The organism is Shimia isoporae (assembly GCF_004346865.1).
In the GTDB taxonomy this organism is placed as follows: domain Bacteria; phylum Pseudomonadota; class Alphaproteobacteria; order Rhodobacterales; family Rhodobacteraceae; genus Shimia; species Shimia isoporae.
This window is the reverse complement of the sequence record NZ_SMGR01000004.1, coordinates 127,922-146,423: the sequence shown is the minus strand read 5'-3', so window position 1 is coordinate 146,423 and position 18,502 is coordinate 127,922. Positions and strand designations below refer to the sequence as shown.

Genomic DNA, 18,502 nt, shown 5'->3' with positions numbered 1-18,502 from the left:
ATTACAAGACGAACTCACCCAACGTTTCATCGTTGGTTATGTCAGTAAACGTCATGCCCGCAGCTTCGATGCGTTCAAAAAGCGCGTCGAAATTCTGCGGGCTTTTTGTTTCAATACCAATCAGAACCGAGCCGAAATTGCGTGCCGACTTCTTGAGGTATTCGAAACGCGCAATATCGTCTTCGGGCCCCAATGTTTCAAGGAAATCACGCAGAGCACCGGGTCGCTGGGGCATCCGCAGGATGAAGTATTTTTTCACCCCAGAGAAACGCTGCGCTCGCTCCTTGACCTCGGGCAGGCGTTCAAAGTCGAAGTTTCCGCCAGACACGACGCAAACAACTGTCTTTCCGCGAATTTGGTCAGCCACATCGGTTAGGGCATCGACAGCGAGCGCGCCTGCAGGCTCCAATACGATTCCCTCGACATTCAGCATCTCCATCATTGTGGCACAAATCCGGTCTTCCGAAGCTGCGATCACCGAGCTTCGCGATATGTCTGCAAGACGTGCAAAAGTCAGATCGCCAATGCGCGCCACAGCTGCGCCATCCACAAATCCATCCAATTGATTGAGCGTAACCGGATGCCCCGCCTCAACGGCAGCCGCGAGACTGGCACCACCTGAGGGTTCCACGAATGTGTAGCGGGTTTGGGCCGCAAAGTAGCTCCGCACACCAGAGCTCAGCCCTCCTCCGCCGACGGGCAGGATAATGTGATCCGGAACGCGGCCTAGCTGTTCTTCAATCTCGACTGCCACAGCCGCCTGCCCTTCGATCACATCTTCGTCGTCAAAGGGCGAGAGAAATGCGGCGGCGGCTTCGTCACAATAGGCCTTGGCGGCAGCGAGGGTATCGTCAAAATAGTCCCCGACAAGGCGAATTTCGACGTTATCGCCCCCGAAAACCTGAGTCTTGAAGATCTTTTGCTGCGGGGTTGTTACCGGCATGAAGATCACGCCTTGAACTCCAAAATGCTTGCACATGAATGCGACACCCTGTGCGTGATTGCCCGCACTGGCACAGACAAAAATTCGCTGGTCGGGATCCTCGGCGCGACGTTTTCGCATCGCGTTCATCGCTCCGCGCAACTTGTAGGAACGGACCGGCGTCAGGTCTTCGCGTTTGAGCCAGACATCCGCCTCAAACCGTTTGGAAAGGTGTGCGTTGAGTTGCAGGGGCGTTGCAGGAAAGACTTCACGCATCGCCGCAACGGCGGACCGGGCACTGGTTTGAAAATCAGACATGCCCGATCACATACCGAAGACGGGTGCGGTGGCAAGGGTCAGTCGATGGACCGGCCTTCGATGTAAAGCCCGTAGAAAGTGGTCAAAATGCTGATGTTGACCATCATCAGGAACAAGGTTGCAAGAAACAGGGCCAGACCGGCAACAACCGGAGATATCATTCCGAGCAAAGTTGCCAACAGTTGAACAGCCAAGTTCACCGCGAAGCTGACGACCAGCAGAAGGATGATCGCGCCCGCCGCACCCTTTGTGGCTTGAAGGCTTTCCATGAGCTTCAATGGTTTGCCGATGGCTGCTGCTGGAAGGATTGGAGCCAGCCGGTACATAATCACGACGACAAAGAAATAGGCGGGAATGGCAAGGACGACAGTCAACCCTTCAAGGCCGATGCTTGCCAACAATGCAATAATCGCAAACACCGGAACCATCAAAACCATCGCGACCAGTATGAGCAGAAGACCGTGTCCGAGATAGGACAGAATGCGATCAAAACGGAAAGGCGGAATCCATCCGGACGGATATTCCTCAAGAAGCACATAACGGTGCCACGAGACGACACACCAGAACGCAACAATCAAAACAGCAAGATATCCGACCAGCAGCGAAAACACTGTCGTCCCCGAGAAAAACTCTGCAGAGGTCGCCTCTTCGCTGGTCATCATGGAATAGGAAACGCCGCTCGATGTGAGAGCAAATCCAAGGACAATGGCGGCAATAAGACCGGGCACGAGAAATATCTTGAGTGCCTCACGCCAGTTACGCGCGACAAGGCGCACCGAATGCGCAAAAATTTTCCAGCCTTCCATGAAATTCCCCGTTCAAAGTATTTTGGTTCTGTCGTGACACCAGAAAAAACCTGATTGGGCAGCAAAAGCAAGTCAGGGTGCCCCTCCGTCTTGCCCCTTTGGTCAAAACCCGTTATCGCGCCTGCGATACACGTACAAAGGATTTGGACATGTCCGCACCGAAGAAAGTTGTGCTGGCCTATTCTGGCGGCCTGGATACCTCGATCATCCTGAAGTGGCTGCAGACGGAATATGGTTGCGAAGTTGTGACCTTTACCGCCGATCTGGGTCAAGGCGAAGAGCTGGAACCAGCCCGCCAAAAAGCCGAAATGCTGGGCATCAAGCCTGAAAACATCTTTATCGAAGATGTCCGAGAAGAATTCGTGCGTGACTTTGTGTTCCCGATGTTCCGCGCCAATGCGGTTTACGAGGGTCTTTACCTGCTTGGCACGTCCATCGCGCGTCCGCTGATTTCCAAGCGACTGGTCGAGATCGCTGAGGCAACCGGTGCCGATGCTGTGGCGCATGGCGCCACGGGCAAAGGCAACGATCAGGTCCGTTTCGAATTGGCGGCCTACGCCCTGAACCCGGACATCAAGGTGATTGCGCCTTGGCGTGAATGGGACCTGTCATCGCGCACCAAACTTCTGGAATTCGCGGAAGCACACCAGATTCCGGTGGCCAAGGACAAGCGCGGCGAGGCGCCGTTCTCTGTGGACGCCAACTTGCTGCACACATCCTCCGAGGGCAAAGTACTTGAGGATCCGGCTGTTGCGGCACCGGACTATGTTTATCAGCGCACGGTGCATCCAGAGGAAGCGCCCGATGCACCCGAATTCATCGAGATCGGTTTCGAACGGGGCGACGCCGTCAGCATCAATGGCGAGGCTATGAGCCCAGCAACGATCCTGACCAAACTCAACGAATACGGTGGCAAGCATGGTATCGGCCGTCTTGACCTCGTAGAGGGCCGCTTCGTCGGGATGAAATCCCGTGGCATCTATGAAACCCCGGGTGGCACGCTGTTGCTTGAAGCGCACCGCGGTATAGAATCGATCACGATGGACCGCGGCGCGATGCACCTCAAAGACGAGTTGATGCCGCGCTATGCCGAGCTAATTTATAACGGCTTCTGGTACTCGCCCGAACGCGAGATGCTCCAGGCGGCAATTGACAAGAGCCAGGAACACGTAACGGGCACGGTGCGCCTGAAACTTTACAAGGGCTCTGTGAATACCGTCGGTCGCTGGTCGGAACACTCTCTCTATTCGGAAGAACATGTGACTTTCGAGGACGACGCTGGCGCATACGACCAGAAGGACGCTGCCGGCTTCATCCAATTGCAAGCGCTGCGTCTTAAGCTCATCGCAATGCGCAACAAACGCGTCGACGGCTGAAGCCGACGGCCACCTTGAGTTTTCAAAGGCCCGCCAGTTTTGGCGGGCCTTTTCGTTTGAAACCGAGATGCCTCAACTGAGTCCCCGCTTCGACACTCGCCAAGCTGATTGCACAGAGATCGATAAATCACTTTGCGAATGTGCCAAGCGCAACTAGCATTTTACAAAAGCAGCGGATGTAAACCGCTGAGGCACTCTGACGGGGACGAACAGGATGACTTCACTGCTCAAGAAACTGATGGCTGTGAGCATTCTGATGTTCTGCGCCACGCTGGCAGTTGCCCAAGAAGACCCCCCGGAAGAAGACGTCAATGCGGTAGACAGTGAGGTCTACCTCGCCCCAGTGGTTGTCGATGGCGAAGAAATATTTTCGGTCAGGGGGTCCACCGCGCTTCCGGCAGAAGAGCGGGCCGACCTGGTCAACACCCGCATAATTGAAGTGGCCACGCGAAATGAAGCGACCGAAGTACATATGCGCATCGAGCGCAGCGAACTTGGGCGCTCGATCTACGCTGACGGCACGCTTGTAACAGTGACTACAACAGCCGACGCCGATTTTGAGCAAATGGACATTGTGGTGCTGGCGCAATTGCATGCCGACGCCGTTGAAGAAGCCATCCTGCTGTATCGTGCAAATCGCACGGATGAGGCGTTTTCCTACGGGGCGATCGCGGCTGGCATATGGTCTTTGGTCTTTGGTCTTTATTGCGCAATCCTGCTCTGGCTCAGAAAGCGGGTTCCGCGGCTGGTCGCAAGGCTTGTGGAACGACGCGCGCGCGCGCTTCAGAAAGCGACCGCAGACATCGTGCAAAGTTCGGCAGTGTCCAACTTGGCGCGTTTCTTCATTCGCCTGCTGGTGGATATTACGCTGTTTACCGGCTTTTATTACTATCTGTCGTTTGTGCTTCTATCGTTTCCGAACACCCGCCCGATCGCGGAGCTGTTGATCCGCTATGTAACCGACCCGATATTGGGTATTCTGGCTGGCTTTTTGAGTTATTTGCCAAACCTGATCACGATCCTGATCATTGCTGCAATCACACGTTGGCTCATAAAAGGAACCCGGTTGTTTTTTGAAAGCGTCGATCAGGGCGTCATAGAGCTGCACGCCTTTGAAGAGCACTGGATCTGGCCGACCTTCAACTTAATCCGTGGCGGACTGATCGTGATCGCTGCTGTGATCTGTTTTCCCTATATACCCGGGTCAGACTCAGCGGCCTTTCAAGGTCTGACAATCCTTGTTGGTGTGATGGTTTCTCTTGGCTCGAACTCCGTGGTTTCCAACGTGCTTGCAGGTCTGTTCGTGCTCTATAAACGCAGTATGAATGTCGGTGACCGCATCCGTGTAGGTGATTTTTATGGCGACGTAATGCAGATCCGCCTGATGGAAACCTATCTCAAGTCTGTCAAAAACGAGCTGATCTCGATCCCCAACGCAACGCTGCTTTCCAGCGAAGTCATCAACTATTCAAGCAAGATCGACGGCAAGGGGTTGTTGCTGCATACGTCTGTCGGCATCGGCTATGAAGAACCGCGCAAAAAAGTCGAAGCGATGTTGATTGAGTCCGCGCGGCGTACAACCGGACTCAAGAAATCTCCCGCACCGTTTGTACTGGTAACCGGTTTGTCGGATTTTGCGACGATCTATCAGATCAACGCTTTCACAACCCGAGGCTCATCGCTGCCCCTCATGCTGTCTGAATTGCACAAGAACATCACCGACGTTTTCAATGAAAACCAAGTCCAGATCATGACGCCAAATTATGAGGCCGATACAGCCGAGTTGAAAATATCGGACGTGGATTGGGAAGGTCCTCTCGCCCATGAAGCAACGCTGATTCCGGACGAAGAGCCCAAGGAGGCCTGACGAGCATGGGCACGGCAGCACGTATGTCCCGGCGTGGTTTCGTTCTTGGTTTGCTGTCCGGTTGCACAGTCGCGGGTCCAGAATTCGAGAAACCCAAAATTGGGCTTCCAAGCAGATTTCTCCGCGAAGAGTCGTCTGTTGCCCGCAACAACACCGAACAATGGTGGAAAGCATTTAACGACAACCTCCTCAATCAGCTGGTAGCTTACGGTCTGGAGAACAACAAAGACATTCAACGCATCGCAGCGCGTATCCAGCAATCCCAGGGAATTCTTGCGTCTTCCGGATTTCCTTTTTCCGGAGCGACCAAAGTGGGCGAAGCCGCCATTTCGGGCGGGGGTGGAGACCGGCCAGACCATACGGGTTTCGCACGTGCCGAAGCGACCTGGAAACTTGACCTTTATGGCAAGTTGCAACGGGAAAAAGAATCTGCCTTTGCCCGGCTGGAAGCAAGCTACGCTGACGCGGATGTCTGGCGTTTGTTGTTTGTCGATGAAGTTATCACCGCCTACATGGACATGCGCTATGGTCAGGAGCTGATCCGGATCATCCAGCGGGTTCTTAAAAGTCGCGAAGACACGTTGGCGGCAACGCTGAAGTTGCAGGAAACTGGCGGAGCAACGGAACTCGAAGTGGCGCAAGCCGAATCGCTGGTTTTGCGAACCGCAGCAGCGGTCCCAGACGCACGCGTATTCTTTGTCCGGATGGTGAACCGAATTGCAGCTTTGGCTGGCAGCACTGATCTCGTGCAAAGGGATGACCTAGACGTAAGAGCACCTCAACCAATCCCGAGCATAAAGGTGTTGAAAACGGGTGTCCCCGCTGACCTTGTGCGCAACCGCCCCGACATCGTCTATGCCGAAAAAAAACTGGCTGAAGCTGTCGCTTTACTTGGCGTGGCAGAGGCGGATCTCTATCCGAACATGAGCGTGACGGGCAACATCAACCTGTCCAACGGTGGCGCGGGGTTTGCTCCTGTCGCTGGATTTGTACGGCTGAATTTCGACCTTCCAATTTTCGATCTACCAGTGCGCAGGGGCAAAGTGGAAACTGCAAAAGGCTTGATAGCAGAACGGCAGGCTGCATGGGAAAAAGAAGTTGTTCTGGCAGTGGAGGAAGTGCGCAATGCAATGTATGCGCTGGATCAGAACACCAAAGCCGTGACCAAAGCGGAAGCCGCAGAAAAGGCAACAGCCCGTGTTCTGGACATTGCCCGCAAGTCTTATACGGAAGGAAACGTGTCGTTCTTGCAGGTTCTGGACGCAGAACGGGCGCATCTAGACACACAAAACGCGCTTGCCCTCGATCGGCGCAACCGGGCAGTTGATTTCGTTGACCTGAACGTGGCTCTGGGCGGAAGTTTTGCCGCGAAATAGATGCCGGAACGTCAGACTTGCGTCGCAATCCAACGCCTGCCACCTCTTCGCCGACGCGCTATAGAGGAAGGTTTCACATGCTCGATCAAGTTGTCGAACGGATGCAGAAAGAGCTTAAAAGCAAAGAATTCGACGGATCTTTGAAATTTGACTGCGGCGCCGACGGCGTTGTGGTTCTCGCAGACGGAACTGCATCGCGTGAAGACAGGGATACCGACTGCACAATAAAAATCACCCAGGACAACCTGGTCAAGCTGCTCACCGGAAAACTGAATCCAATGACCGGCGTCATGACTGGCAAGTTGAAGGTTTCAGGTGAGATGGGCGTGGCTATGAAACTGGGTAAACTGCTGGCCTGAAACGGTTCCACTCCCTGAGCGGTCTTTGACCGTGTTCCTTGCGTGAACACGGTCTTCGTGACATGTGTGTCCAAATATTTTCGGAATGAGGCTTGCTCGGGTCATGAAAATCGCAGTTGTTGGAATCGGCTATGTGGGCCTTTCGAACGCCGTTCTTCTGGCACAAAACAACACGGTTGTTGCGGTTGATCTTTCCGAAGAGCGCGTCGCGCAACTCAATGCACGCAAGTCACCGATCGAAGACACGGAAATCGAGCACTATCTCGCGGAGAAAGAGCTCGATCTCATCGCAACTACCGATGCCCATGCCGCCTATGAAGGCGCTCAGTACGTCGTTGTCGCGACGCCGACGAATTATGACCCAAATACCAACTTCTTTGACACGTCCTCGGTCGAAGCCGTGATCCGGGATGTGCTTGCGGTCAATGACGAAGCGCTGATCGTAGTGAAGTCGACTATTCCCGTTGGCTTTACCAAACGCATCAACACAGAATTAAATACGGACCGTGTGGTTTTTAGCCCCGAGTTTTTGCGTGAAGGGCGAGCACTTTACGACAACTTACATCCGTCCCGCATTATCGTGGGTTCTGATACAGACACTGGTAGACGGTTCGCCCAGTTGCTGAAAGACGGGGCGCTGGACGAAGACGTCCCCGTGCTGTTCACCGGCTCGGATGAAGCAGAAGCCATCAAGCTGTTTGCGAACACATACCTTGCGATGCGTGTGGCCTATTTCAATGAATTGGATAGCTATGCGCTCGCTCTCGGCATGGACAGTCGCCAGATCATCGAAGGCGTCGGACACGATCCGCGGATCGGGCACCACTACAACAATCCGTCTTTCGGATATGGCGGGTATTGCCTGCCCAAGGACAGCAAACAACTTCTGGCCAACTATTCCGAAGTACCGCAAAACCTTATCCGCGCCGTGGTAGATGCAAACCGGACACGGAAAGACTTCATCGCCGACCAGATCATATCGCGAAAGCCGAAGATCGTGGGTGTGCACCGTTTGGTGATGAAGGCCGGGTCGGACAACTTCCGCCAAAGTTCCATTCAGGGCATCATGAAACGCATCAAGGCCAAAGGCATTGAGGTTGTCGTTTATGAGCCTGCACTGGAGGAAGATGATTTCTTCAATTCGCGCGTGATCAGCGAACTTGATACCTTCAAATCCGAAGCGGATGTCATCATAGCAAATAGGCTATCTGATGATCTTGCCGATGTCGCTGACAAGGTGTTCACGCGGGATATTTTCGGGTCGGACTGACCCCAGCAGTTCTAGCGCGAAAAGGCGGGAAGTGGGACATTACCGTCTTCTGTCAACTCAATTGCCGACGGATATCTTGTGTCTAACGGCGCGTCCGGTCCATGCGGAAGGATGACTGTCACACACAGGGATCCACCAACCTCTCGCACAGGTCCAGCGATCCATGGATGTTCAATTTCCTCCTTACCGACCAAGTCTCGAAGGTCGGTTGCTTCGCCGTTGAAAAGAAGCACGTCACCTTGGCGACACAACTCAAGTCGATCCGGGCGTTCTTGCGGGGACAAATTGATTTTCATCGCGATACTCCTTAGAACCAACGGCCAATGACACGCACGCGGACCTGAGCGGTGTCGGCCGCTTCAAAGTTTCGTGCGCCTGTCATTCGAAACAGTTGGAAGTTGCAACTCGAAACAGAGATTGTGCCTGCGCAAACGCTGCAAAGATCAGAAGTCGAAGGTGTGGCCGAAGTTGAGAGACCGCTCACATTCAAGATGGCGCTTGACACAACAACACCGCTGACCAAAGCGATGGGGTATGTCCAGGTCTCCGCTAATTTGGCCGCGTTTGCATAGACCAGCGTCAAGCTCGCCCAGCCCTCTGCAGTGCCGTCCGCATACCGAACAAACTCTCCATTTGCATTGCTTCCTCGTTCTATGACGCCCCCGTTTGGAACCCCACCGATTTCAATGACTGGCGCAACAAGATTGGCAGGGCTGTACCCAAAGTCAGCCCGCATCAATCGACCGGGCGTCGCGTCATTTGCAGAAGTTTGCACCGCGGCCCCACTGACAAGACCGCTTGTGGAATCAATTTTCAACGCCTCCGTCCAGCCAACGCCATCCGCCGAAACCTTTACAGACCAGTTGTCCTCTCCTGCGAGGCCCATCTCTGCGTGTCCGGTCCAATTTGTTTGAAACAGCAACGAGGCCGTGTCTGACGTCGAGTTTTTGTTCAGCTTTAGTTGGTGACCGGCACCTTCGTGGCTCAAAAGACTGGCTTCGGCAGCAACCGAAAACCTGTTGGTTGCGTCTGCGCTCGTGTTCACTCCCAATTCTGCGATCGAAGGAACCAGCCATTGCGACCCGTCGAACACCCGAAGCTCACCTTCCGCACGCCCCCAAGCGCGCCACCCCTGCTTCGGAGCAACGTACAACCACCCCGTGCCATCCCAATGGGCGAGCATCCCGTCTTGTCCAGCCCAGACCCCCGATGCACCAGCGCCCAGCGCAAAAGTGCTTCCCGCCTGTGGTGCCGATGGTGGTGTGGTGATGTTGAATGCCGCCACGCTCAGTTGCACAACGGCGTCCAGAACCTGCAAAGCTTCATTGTGCGTTACGTGCTTCTGCGCTTGGGCAGGATACAGAAAGGGCATATCCAGGTTGGGTGAAAGGTCGGACATCTGAAATCCTGTGTGCTGCGATCGGGAGAGCGAACGCTCGCATGGCTTTCTCAACAGGTACTGAAATGACCGAACGCTGGCGGCAGTCCGCACAACAGGCTGGACTGAAACCTTCGGCTGATTTACCTCTGAACAGACCACTCAACACTGACGGCCAGCCATGCACCCGACGGCATCACAAGCTTCCGACGCTCGCCCGCATATCGGTATTTTGCTAGCAACCTACAATGGTGCCGACTGCCTTCAGGAGCAGCTGGACAGTTTGGATGCACAGAGCCATACGGATTGGCAGCTCTTGGTCAGCGACGATGGGTCGACCGATGAAACCCTGAATATTCTGGATAACTTCGGTGCCTCACATCCCGTGACAATTTTCAAAGGTCGAGGAAACGGAGCGGCCGCGAATTTCATGTCACTACTGGCTCGGGCTGAGGACAACCTACCTGCTGGAAGCTGGATTGCATTTTGCGATCAGGATGACGTCTGGCTCTCAGACAAATTGGCGCGGAGTGTTGCTGCGGTTTCGGACGAAATTACAGAAGGACCCGCGCTTTACTGTAGTCGCACATGGGTGGTCGACGAAAACCTGAAGGGGCGCACATTGTCTGCAGCGCGACCCCGCCCACCCAGTTTTCTTAACGCGCTCGCACAAAACATCGCGGCTGGAAATACAATCCTTTTGAACGGAGCGGCTGCGCGGCTGGCAATGGAAGCGGCCAGAGAAACCTCTGATGTCGTGATGCACGACTGGTGGGCATATCAGATCGTCACCGGCGCTGGTGGTCTTGTGGTTCATGATGACACACCGACACTTCTGTATCGTCAACATGCAGGCAACGAGGTTGGCGCCAACAATGGTCTGCGTGCAAAACTAAATCGGCTGATGCGAATGATCCGTGGCGATTTCAAAGAGTGGAACGACATAAATGTCATCGCTCTAGCGGCCTCGCGTCATCGTTTTACACCACAAGCGCAAGCAGATCTCGACAGGTTTACCAAGCTTAGAAAAGCCCCTCTCTTGCGACGTCTGAGTGAATTGAAGGACTTAGGAATCTACCGGCAATCCAAAGCGAGCAACGTGGCCCTTTTTGTTGCCGCTTTTATTCGCCGGCTCTGATTGCGGGATAATTCTGGGTGTTTGCCGTTCTCGGATGTGTCCTATTCTGAAGAAAGTCATAGTGTCGGCACATTTCAATTAAATTATGCGGTTCAGTGAGTGTTGTTGTTGGGATTTTCGAGGTTTTGGAAACAGCGGGATGTTGCGAGGGGAGATGAAGAAAATAGCTGCTGCGATTTCAGTATACTCTTATTCTTGCCTTGCTAGCTGCAAAGGCTTGCGAAGGCGTGCGCTGACATTCGCTGCGGCCGTTCTCGCGACTTCGGGCCCAATGTTCGGGGATGCTTTGGCAATCGGCAAAACTACAAAACAGCACCAGATGGTTCTTTCTTGTCCGATGCCTCTGCCGGAGTCAGACAAACTGTGCAGAGCTCTAGCTGACGGCATCCGGGCAATTTCCCCTGATTCTGTGCTATACTTTGCTCAGGAGAATTTGGGCCACGCCAGCGGGACGCATGTGTCACTTGTTGTGACGTCTCAAAACCATTTTGGCATCATCGGGCATTTGGAATGGCGTACCGCGTCCTCTCCCAAGCCTTCAAAGGGTCCGGAAGTCCGCTTTGACGTGATGGACACCACATTGTCCGCCGAGTTTTTTCCGCACTTCGTTCAAGGTCTCCTAGAAGCGACGCCGGAATTTTTGGCCGAGTAGCCAGAGAATTGCTTCAAGCGATCGACTAAAGAGTAGGAAGTTCTTTTATGTGTTTTATGTGCGAAGCCACGGGTACCTATGACCCAAGCCGCCACTTTCAAGAAGGGTTAGTGCCAACTGCTTTGCCTGATTCCGCGGTTATTACCGAAGGAAGCGATGCACCAAGCACAACTGGCACTCCATACACGCTTTCGGCCGGCGACAGGTTCAACGGAAGTATTTCCTATGGCGGAGATTTCGACGTTGTTCGGATCGCTCTGGTCGAAGGAGAGACCTACACTTTCACGCTTACTGGAGGCAGTCTGAACGACTCCGTTCTCGCGCTCTATTCCTCTGGAACGCAACGACTTGATTACAGTATTGATGCCGGTTCCGGTCAAACGGCGACCATAACCTATACGGCGCTGTACACAGGCACATACTATTTGTCGGCACAGGGGTATTATTCGTCCGACGTGGGCAGCTACGCGATCGCAACGTCAGGCGTACCAAAACCGGCTCCCACAAATGGGTCACTGGACCAACTGGCGCGTTATCTGACAGACGGGTATTGGCAAGACACAGGCCGCAGCGCGCGATCTTTCGATACTTCCGGAAGCAACCAGATCACGGTCGACATCACCAAGCTTACGGCCGAAGGCCAGCAGCTGGCACGTTGGGCCTTCGAGATATGGGAGTCCGCCATCGACGTAAACTTTGTCGAGACTGGTTTGGGTTCCGGCTCGAGGATCGACTTTGACGATGTGTCAGCTGGGGCTTTCGCAAACTCCGTGGTGTTTGGCGACACAATCTCTCGTTCATGGATCAACGTATCGACCGACTGGTTGACGCAGGCGGGAACCAAAATCGGAACCTACTCGCTGCAAACATTTGTCCACGAAATCGGACACGCACTCGGTCTTGGTCACCAAGGGTCATATAACGGCGCCGCAACCTATGGCTACGGAACCGACGAAACCTTCACCAACGACAGTTGGCAAATGTCTGTAATGTCGTACTTTTCTCAGAACAATAACCACACAACCGACGCATCCTTCGGTTTTGTCTCCAGCCTTATGCTGGCGGACATTCTGGCCGGGCAGACACTCTACGGCGCATCCACCGCCACAAACGGAAACACCACTTGGGGCGCCAATACCAATCTCAGCGGCTATTGGGCGACCCTCTTTGGGGAACTCTTTGACGGTGTGGATTCCGCCGACGTAGCCAACAATGCTCAGGTTTTCACCATCTATGACAATGGCGGGAACGATACTTTTGATCTGTCCTCTTCGACGTTCAACAACCGCATCGACATGAACGACGAAACCTTCTCGGATTTGAATGGCGGGACAAAGAACCTTGCCATCGCTCGCGGCACAATTATCGAGAATTTCATCGGCGGTTCGGGTGCGGACACGGTTCAGGGTAACGAAGCCGCAAACAACATTGCCGGCGGAAACGGCAACGACTCCCTCCTTGCCGGCATGGGAAACGATACGCTGCTTGGCGGCGACGGGTCTGATCGCATGTTCGGTGGCCTGAACGCGGACCGTCTGGAAGGCGGCGATGGCAAGGACGTCCTGCGCGGCGACGCAGGCTATGATATGCTGGTCGGCGGATCTGGCGCAGACATTCTTCACGGCGGAAACGGAAATGACAGCGCCTTTGGGGGCATGGGTCAGGACCGTTTTTGGGGCGGCAATGGAAACGACTCCTTTGTTGGAGGCAATGGGAATGACAAGGCTTTTGGACAGGGGGGTGACGACATCCTCCAAGGTGGCAACGGTGCTGACTCGCTAACTGGAGGCAACGGTTTTGACACGCTGACTGGCGGGGTTGGCAATGATCTGTTGAGTGGTGGCGGAAACGGCGACACGTTCATTTTCCAAAGCGCTCACGGCAACGACACCATCACCGATTTCAACGAAGGAAATGATCTGGAAAAGATCGACTTGTCGGCCATCGCCGGTGTCTCAGATATCAACGACCTGTTGACCAATCACATTCTATCTTCCGCTGGAGGAAACGTGGTCATCGACACAGGAGCAGGCACAATCACGCTTCAAGGTGTGAATCTGGCACATCTAGACGCCAACGACTTCCTATTCTGATGGGCTATTGCCTCGTCAGCGTATAGCGAAATCCGGATCGCAGCGGTTTCTCCAGTTTGGTCACTGTGCCATCAGCCCAGCGAATTTGGCCGCCGATGATCTCTTGTGCCTCGCCAAGGCCAATATGCACTTCGGGCGCGTCAAAACTCATGAAACCGCCACCCATCTGCACTTCCCGCGTGCGGGTTACACCAAGACCGTCTGTGACTGTTATAAGCGCACCAATGCCGTCGCGATTTCCACGTAGGTCATTCAAGCGGAGAACCACCGCGTTGGATTCCTGGGTATTGTTCAAAAACGCCACCAGCGGCCCGTTAACGGGATGTGTGATCATATCTAGATCGCCATCTCCATCCATGTCGAAAGCCGTGGCCGAAGCGGTCATCAAATAGTCTTCCAACCCAAACGGACTGGATGCTTCGGCAAAAGTCCCGTCGCCCAAATTGCGAAAAAACAGATTTGAGGGGCTGACCTCATTCGGTACCCATGTTCCGTTCACAATATAAACGTCCTGCCACCCGTCATTGTCGAAATCCGCGACTTTTGTATCCCAACTCCAGCCGCCAACTTCCAGGCCGCGCTCTGTAGCGGTGTCGGCAAAAGGTGCACCCTGTGTATCGCTTTCCAAAAGCACATTTGCCCGCTTAACCTGAGGCAAAGCCGCATCTGCCTCCGACTGGGTGATCCTGCGCGGAGGCATGAAATGAATCTCGCAATAACTTTGCGCCACCCACTGATCGGCGGGGATCAATCGACAAACTTTGGGATCCCGTTTCTGTATCGCAAGGTCTTTTATCAACATCGCCTTGCATTCCGCCGCCTGCCGACCACCGAGTTGCTGACACTTTGTAGCGTAGGTCGGGTTGAAGTTGTTCCCCGAGCGATACCAACGCTTGATCGACATGTTTTCACGGCACGTTTCGGCTGCCTGCGTGTCTTCTATGCGATCACAGTATTGCGCGAGTGGCTGCATCTTGAGGCGGTCCGAAACACCAGAAGACCGGCCCGCTATCTGAACGGCGTATACTTCAGGCAAACCGTCATTCAGAAGGTCCGCAACCTTCAGGCCCATTGTCGTCGTGGGTACATGTTCGACAAGGTTGTCCTGATAGGTGATCGCCTCGAACCCTCCAGTCCCATCGCCTAAATAATAATAGTCCGGTATTTCGAAGTCGTTGCCCACCAGAAGGTCTGAATGACCATCAGCGTTCATATCGGCAAAAAGGATCGACAGTGTTTCGCCTGGAATTCCTGGCAGGTCAGTAAACGCTGCATCCGATAGAGAGCCGTTGTCGTTCCAGAGGATACGGTTACGAGATTCCTCTCCCGGAATGCGCCGATACCAACCTGCCGCCCAATTTCCGAGCGCAAGATCCAGATCCCCGTCCCTGTCTGGGTCACCGAAGCTCATCGCGAGCGCTAGAATGGCATCGTCCCGATTTGCAATCGGCTCTGGCGTTTCCGTCACAAGTCGACCCAATTCGTTTTCCACAAGGAAAATGCCACGCCGATAAGTCGCCACCACAATCTCTCGCCAACCATCGTTATCGACGTCCACAAGAACCGCATTGAACACCGGTAATTGATCGAGTGGCCCGCCCGCAACGGCAATACGCTCAAACTGTCCCTGTCCGTTGTTGGAATAGACATACAGACCGACTTCTGTGGATGCGATGACCAGATCCACGTCGCCATCGTTGTCGATGTCACCGCTGGAAAGGCTGCGGCCCTCCCAGAAAGGCGGCCACATATCACGCATGGAAAATTCTACCGGTTTGTCGATACCAAGCGCTTGCGCCTCCATACGGGTAAACGGTGCGTCACCGGCAGAAGAACGCGGCGCGAATGGTTCGGACGAGATCACCAACTCTGCTGAAGGGCTCGCAGCGGCAGACATGAACCGGGTCGTCTTCGGGCCTTCGCCGGTCAACAATTCCAGCGCTCTTTGGCTTTGATAATCATGCCAACCTTGCACAAGCGCGCCTGCAGCGACGCCGCATATCAATACAGCACCCGCGATCATCGTTGCGGCACGTGCTCCCATCGATTGAGTCACGATGAACCATGAGTAGACTGAAAAACTGCCAAGTGTGATGAGCAGTGCCATTGCGTATCCGTGCGCAAGCCCGGCAGCCAGCAGCACTCCTACAACTACAACGTCAAATGCAATTGGTACTGGGAGAAATAATCCCACAGCCGCGATCGCGACCAACGCCAAAACGCCGTAGGGCAATGTGGTGATCAACTCCCCTGGCAACAAAGTTATCGCTACAGCCCCGAGGAATCCGGCGAGAAACATGAGCGGGACTGTCATTTTAAATATGAACCAAAGGTTTTTGGCGAAATCCGCCACAACGCCCATAACAGCTTTACCCAAAGGCTCGGACTTAGCCTGACCTAACTCAGCAGCGGTCCAAGGCTGGGGAGCGGAAATCTCGGGGGAAGGTGTTCGAACTTCATCAGGCAAAACACGCGCGATAGCAGGAACCGCCACTAGGATAATGATGAGCGAAACTGAAAGCTTGGCAGCGACCATGTAAAACGGAAGCAAAGACAGAGCCAGCGTTAGTACCACCACGTTCAGCGTTGGCGATGCCATCATCGCGGCAAGTGTCGTTTCTGCACGCAACCCTCCTGCGTGCATTCCCCGGGCAATTGGGGCCGCACAGTTCACGCATACTCCCAAGGGCGTTCCAATCGCCAATCCGAGGGTCGCATTCGCGAGTCCACCCCGAAAACTGCGCTGTGTGACATAGCCCATCAAGGTGAGGAACGTTGCCGCGAAGAGCACACCGAAAGTCATGCCTTTTTTGTTGGTGTTAAGCCAGTTCAGCGTGGAATAGCCGATTTTTTCCAGCGTCCCCATGGCTGCATCAATCGGAACCACAGCATCAAAGCTCAGAGGATCGTCCAATTGGATCGCACCGCTCATCATCGCCTTTTCATCCAGCGCCGGATAACGTGATCCGGTCCAGAACATAACAGCAAGAGCGATCAACACTATTAAACAGATCAGAAATCGACTGTTTCGTCCTTCTTGGACGAAAGCGAAACTGTGCATGGCCTACCAATCCGGTTGCAACTGTTGCGGCGAGAGTTGTTCCATGACTGTATGAACGCAATTCAGACGTAGGTCCATCTCGGCAATGAACTGGGCGTTATGCCGTACTGTTGGAGACAGCCTGTACAGGCGGGAACGTAGTGCAACTTACAAAAAAGTGCCGAGGATTTGCCCCGGCACTTTTCGATTCTCTGTTGACTGAAGGTCTCGGAAAAACCGTTGAACCTCAGTCCTCAACTTGCTGCAGCTGCGAGTTCAGACGCTCGATCTCTTCTTGCTGAGCAAGCGTGTACAGCGTCAGCTCTTCAACCTTGCGCAACAGGGTCAGCTGCATGTCGTTCATGTTAAGGCCATTGGCGTTTACCTCTGCCGCGGACGGAACGTCGGGGAGGTGGCCGTTCTGATCAATGAACGCGCGCACTTCAGACAGTGTGCGCAGATCATAGTCATCTTCAAAAACATAGTCCGGAACGTTCAGGCCGGTACCATTGATTGTCACGCCTGAGGCATCAAACACCGCAAACGGGGCGTTGAAAGCAGAGCCTGCAAGTCTAATTTGTTCGTCGCCAAGGTTAATCTGAGAAACAGGCGTGTTAGCAGCGCTCAGGCCAACGAAACGACGGTTGTTGGCGTTGGAAGTCTGCAAACGGATTTGAACTGCGCCACCATCGGTTTGTTCAAATTGCGTTTCAACGTGGTTGCCCGAACCGGTACGGCGAACGTGTAAATCTTTCTCCGGAGAGTCCGTGCCCAAGCCGATATCACCGTTTGCGGCGATGAAGATCGAGTCTTCCGGTGCGCCGGGCTTGGCGCGGAAGAACAGCCTGGAGCCGTTGGTCACATCGCGAATGAAGAAGTTCGCTTCGTTGGCTGCAACGTCATAAGTTTGAGGTGTAAACCCGTCAGAGCCGTCCTGCTCAAGACGCAGTGTGGGCGTGTTGCCTTCGACGATGTGCACGTCGACGGCGGGGTTCAGGGTTTTCACACCGATGTCGCCGTCGGCTTCAACCACAAGAGTGTTCGCTTGCGCACCGGCCTCTACGCGGAAAGGCACGCGACCAGCGGTACTGTCCTCAATCGCCAGGTAGTTTGCACCACCGTTAGAGCTGTCGTTTGCCACGATGCGCCAGTCGTTGCTTGGGAAACTAGCCGAAGTGGACGTATCGCTGAAGTGGATACGAAGGTTGTTTTCCTTGAGGCGGAGCGTATCGAAGCTAAAGCTCTCGCCGTTTACACAGTCGTTGCCGACACAGAGGCTGAAGGTAACGATGACATCGTCGTTGAATACTTGATCAGCGCTTGCAAAGCCGGCCATGAGGCAAAACGCCGAGGCGGTGCCGGCGAGTTTGCTAATTGTTTTGGTCCCAATTTGTTTCACGTTTGAGTCTCCCTGAATAAAGACCGAGGCGTCCCTCGGGATGTCCATTGGATCAGTTGTTGTCGTCTTCTTTGATGTCCTCCGGCGTAACGATAACACCGCGCGAAACGGTGAAGGAGCCGGAGGTATGGTAGGATTTCGCGACCGTATCACGAGCCGCGTCGCCGCGACCGTTGTTCGTCTGGTTCACGACTTTTTCCTGTTCGGTTGTCGCAGCGCTAAGTTCGAAGTGATAGACGCCGTCGACGACATCACGACCGGGCAGCTGATAAACCGGTGTTCCTGCATTGGTGAACAGTTCTGTCATTGTGCCATCAGGCGAAAACACTTTGAGAGTCGCATTCGTCATGCCCCCCCAGTTTTCAAACCACAGCGCGTTCGAGTTGTGCTGCTTGACTGGCTCGGAAGCCGCAAGCACCCCGTTCAAAAACGAAAATGCCAGCGCTGTCGCCAGCGCGATTACATGGCCAGTTCTGCGTGCCATTATTGTGTCCCTGTTTTTGCCGGC

General features: G+C 54.2%; 14 protein-coding genes. 7 read left to right on the top strand and 7 right to left on the bottom strand.

Going from position 1 to position 18,502, the window contains the following annotated elements; genetic code table 11:
- Position 1 precedes the first annotated feature (1 nt).
- Positions 2–1,240, bottom strand: a complete 1,239-nt coding sequence (gene ilvA, locus BXY66_RS17570; RefSeq protein WP_132861713.1) for a threonine ammonia-lyase IlvA — start codon at positions 1,238–1,240, stop codon at positions 2–4.
- Between the two features lie 38 nt (positions 1,241–1,278).
- A complete protein-coding gene (locus BXY66_RS17565) occupies positions 1,279–2,046 on the bottom strand; it encodes a hypothetical protein (RefSeq protein WP_132861712.1) in 768 nt (255 codons plus the stop codon).
- A 149-nt stretch (positions 2,047–2,195) separates the two neighbouring features.
- On the opposite strand from BXY66_RS17565, the gene BXY66_RS17560 reads away from it, so the two are divergent.
- From BXY66_RS17560 to BXY66_RS17540, 5 genes are all read left to right on the top strand, one after another.
- On the top strand, positions 2,196–3,422 hold the full coding sequence (locus BXY66_RS17560; RefSeq protein ID WP_132861711.1) for an argininosuccinate synthase: 1,227 nt from the start codon (positions 2,196–2,198) through the stop codon (positions 3,420–3,422).
- Positions 3,423–3,636: 214 nt separating this feature from the next.
- Positions 3,637–5,289, top strand: a complete 1,653-nt coding sequence (locus tag BXY66_RS17555; protein WP_243694425.1) for a mechanosensitive ion channel family protein — start codon at positions 3,637–3,639, stop codon at positions 5,287–5,289.
- A 5-nt stretch (positions 5,290–5,294) separates the two neighbouring features.
- Complete coding sequence (locus tag BXY66_RS17550; RefSeq protein WP_132861710.1) at positions 5,295–6,665, top strand: efflux transporter outer membrane subunit; 1,371 nt, start codon at positions 5,295–5,297, stop codon at positions 6,663–6,665.
- Positions 6,666–6,742: 77 nt separating this feature from the next.
- Positions 6,743–7,024: an SCP2 sterol-binding domain-containing protein gene (locus BXY66_RS17545; protein WP_132861709.1), complete on the top strand. Its 282-nt coding sequence runs from the start codon at positions 6,743–6,745 to the stop codon at positions 7,022–7,024.
- 103 nt (positions 7,025–7,127) lie between these two features.
- Positions 7,128–8,294 carry a nucleotide sugar dehydrogenase gene (locus tag BXY66_RS17540; protein ID WP_132861708.1) on the top strand — a complete coding sequence of 389 codons (1,167 nt, stop codon included), beginning with the start codon at positions 7,128–7,130 and terminating at the stop codon, positions 8,292–8,294.
- A gap of 11 nt (positions 8,295–8,305) precedes the next feature.
- On the opposite strand, the gene BXY66_RS17535 is transcribed toward BXY66_RS17540, so the two are convergent.
- Together BXY66_RS17535 and BXY66_RS17530 are read right to left on the bottom strand one after the other, a co-directional pair.
- Positions 8,306–8,590 (bottom strand): hypothetical protein, encoded by a 285-nt coding sequence (locus BXY66_RS17535; RefSeq protein WP_132861707.1) that lies wholly within the window; start codon positions 8,588–8,590, stop codon positions 8,306–8,308.
- 11 nt (positions 8,591–8,601) lie between these two features.
- Complete coding sequence (locus tag BXY66_RS17530) at positions 8,602–9,693, bottom strand: DUF2793 domain-containing protein (protein WP_132861706.1); 1,092 nt, start codon at positions 9,691–9,693, stop codon at positions 8,602–8,604.
- A gap of 160 nt (positions 9,694–9,853) precedes the next feature.
- On the opposite strand from BXY66_RS17530, the gene BXY66_RS17525 reads away from it, so the two are divergent.
- Positions 9,854–10,810, top strand: a complete 957-nt coding sequence (locus tag BXY66_RS17525; RefSeq protein WP_132861705.1) for a glycosyltransferase family 2 protein — start codon at positions 9,854–9,856, stop codon at positions 10,808–10,810.
- Positions 10,811–11,509: 699 nt separating this feature from the next.
- Positions 11,510–13,555, top strand: coding sequence for a M10 family metallopeptidase C-terminal domain-containing protein (locus BXY66_RS17515; protein ID WP_132861703.1), 2,046 nt, complete (start codon positions 11,510–11,512; stop codon positions 13,553–13,555).
- 4 nt (positions 13,556–13,559) lie between these two features.
- Here BXY66_RS17515 and BXY66_RS17510 read toward each other — a convergent pair whose 3' ends face one another.
- The 3 genes from BXY66_RS17510 to BXY66_RS17500 form a co-directional block, all read right to left on the bottom strand.
- Complete coding sequence (locus BXY66_RS17510) at positions 13,560–16,556, bottom strand: FG-GAP-like repeat-containing protein (protein WP_243694424.1); 2,997 nt, start codon at positions 16,554–16,556, stop codon at positions 13,560–13,562.
- Positions 16,557–16,842: 286 nt separating this feature from the next.
- Positions 16,843–17,994: a hypothetical protein gene (locus BXY66_RS17505; protein WP_132861701.1), complete on the bottom strand. Its 1,152-nt coding sequence runs from the start codon at positions 17,992–17,994 to the stop codon at positions 16,843–16,845.
- Positions 17,995–18,046: 52 nt separating this feature from the next.
- Positions 18,047–18,478, bottom strand: a complete 432-nt coding sequence (locus BXY66_RS17500; protein ID WP_132861700.1) for a hypothetical protein — start codon at positions 18,476–18,478, stop codon at positions 18,047–18,049.
- Between the last annotated feature and the right edge of the window lie 24 nt (positions 18,479–18,502).

Bases quoted from the DNA above. Each gene is read 5' to 3' on its own strand.
- ilvA (WP_132861713.1), bottom strand. From the start codon at position 1,240: ATGTCTGATTTTCAAACCAGTGCCCGGTCCGCCGTTGCGGCGATGCGT.
- BXY66_RS17540 (WP_132861708.1), top strand. From the start codon at position 7,128: ATGAAAATCGCAGTTGTTGGAATCGGCTATGTGGGCCTTTCGAACGCC.
- BXY66_RS17555 (WP_243694425.1), top strand. From the start codon at position 3,637: ATGACTTCACTGCTCAAGAAACTGATGGCTGTGAGCATTCTGATGTTC.
- BXY66_RS17530 (WP_132861706.1), bottom strand. From the start codon at position 9,693: ATGTCCGACCTTTCACCCAACCTGGATATGCCCTTTCTGTATCCTGCC.
- BXY66_RS17545 (WP_132861709.1), top strand. From the start codon at position 6,743: ATGCTCGATCAAGTTGTCGAACGGATGCAGAAAGAGCTTAAAAGCAAA.
- BXY66_RS17535 (WP_132861707.1), bottom strand. From the start codon at position 8,590: ATGAAAATCAATTTGTCCCCGCAAGAACGCCCGGATCGACTTGAGTTG.
- BXY66_RS17500 (WP_132861700.1), bottom strand. From the start codon at position 18,478: ATGGCACGCAGAACTGGCCATGTAATCGCGCTGGCGACAGCGCTGGCA.
- BXY66_RS17550 (WP_132861710.1), top strand. From the start codon at position 5,295: ATGGGCACGGCAGCACGTATGTCCCGGCGTGGTTTCGTTCTTGGTTTG.
- BXY66_RS17525 (WP_132861705.1), top strand. From the start codon at position 9,854: ATGCACCCGACGGCATCACAAGCTTCCGACGCTCGCCCGCATATCGGT.
- BXY66_RS17560 (WP_132861711.1), top strand. From the start codon at position 2,196: ATGTCCGCACCGAAGAAAGTTGTGCTGGCCTATTCTGGCGGCCTGGAT.
- BXY66_RS17565 (WP_132861712.1), bottom strand. From the start codon at position 2,046: ATGGAAGGCTGGAAAATTTTTGCGCATTCGGTGCGCCTTGTCGCGCGT.
- BXY66_RS17515 (WP_132861703.1), top strand. From the start codon at position 11,510: ATGTGTTTTATGTGCGAAGCCACGGGTACCTATGACCCAAGCCGCCAC.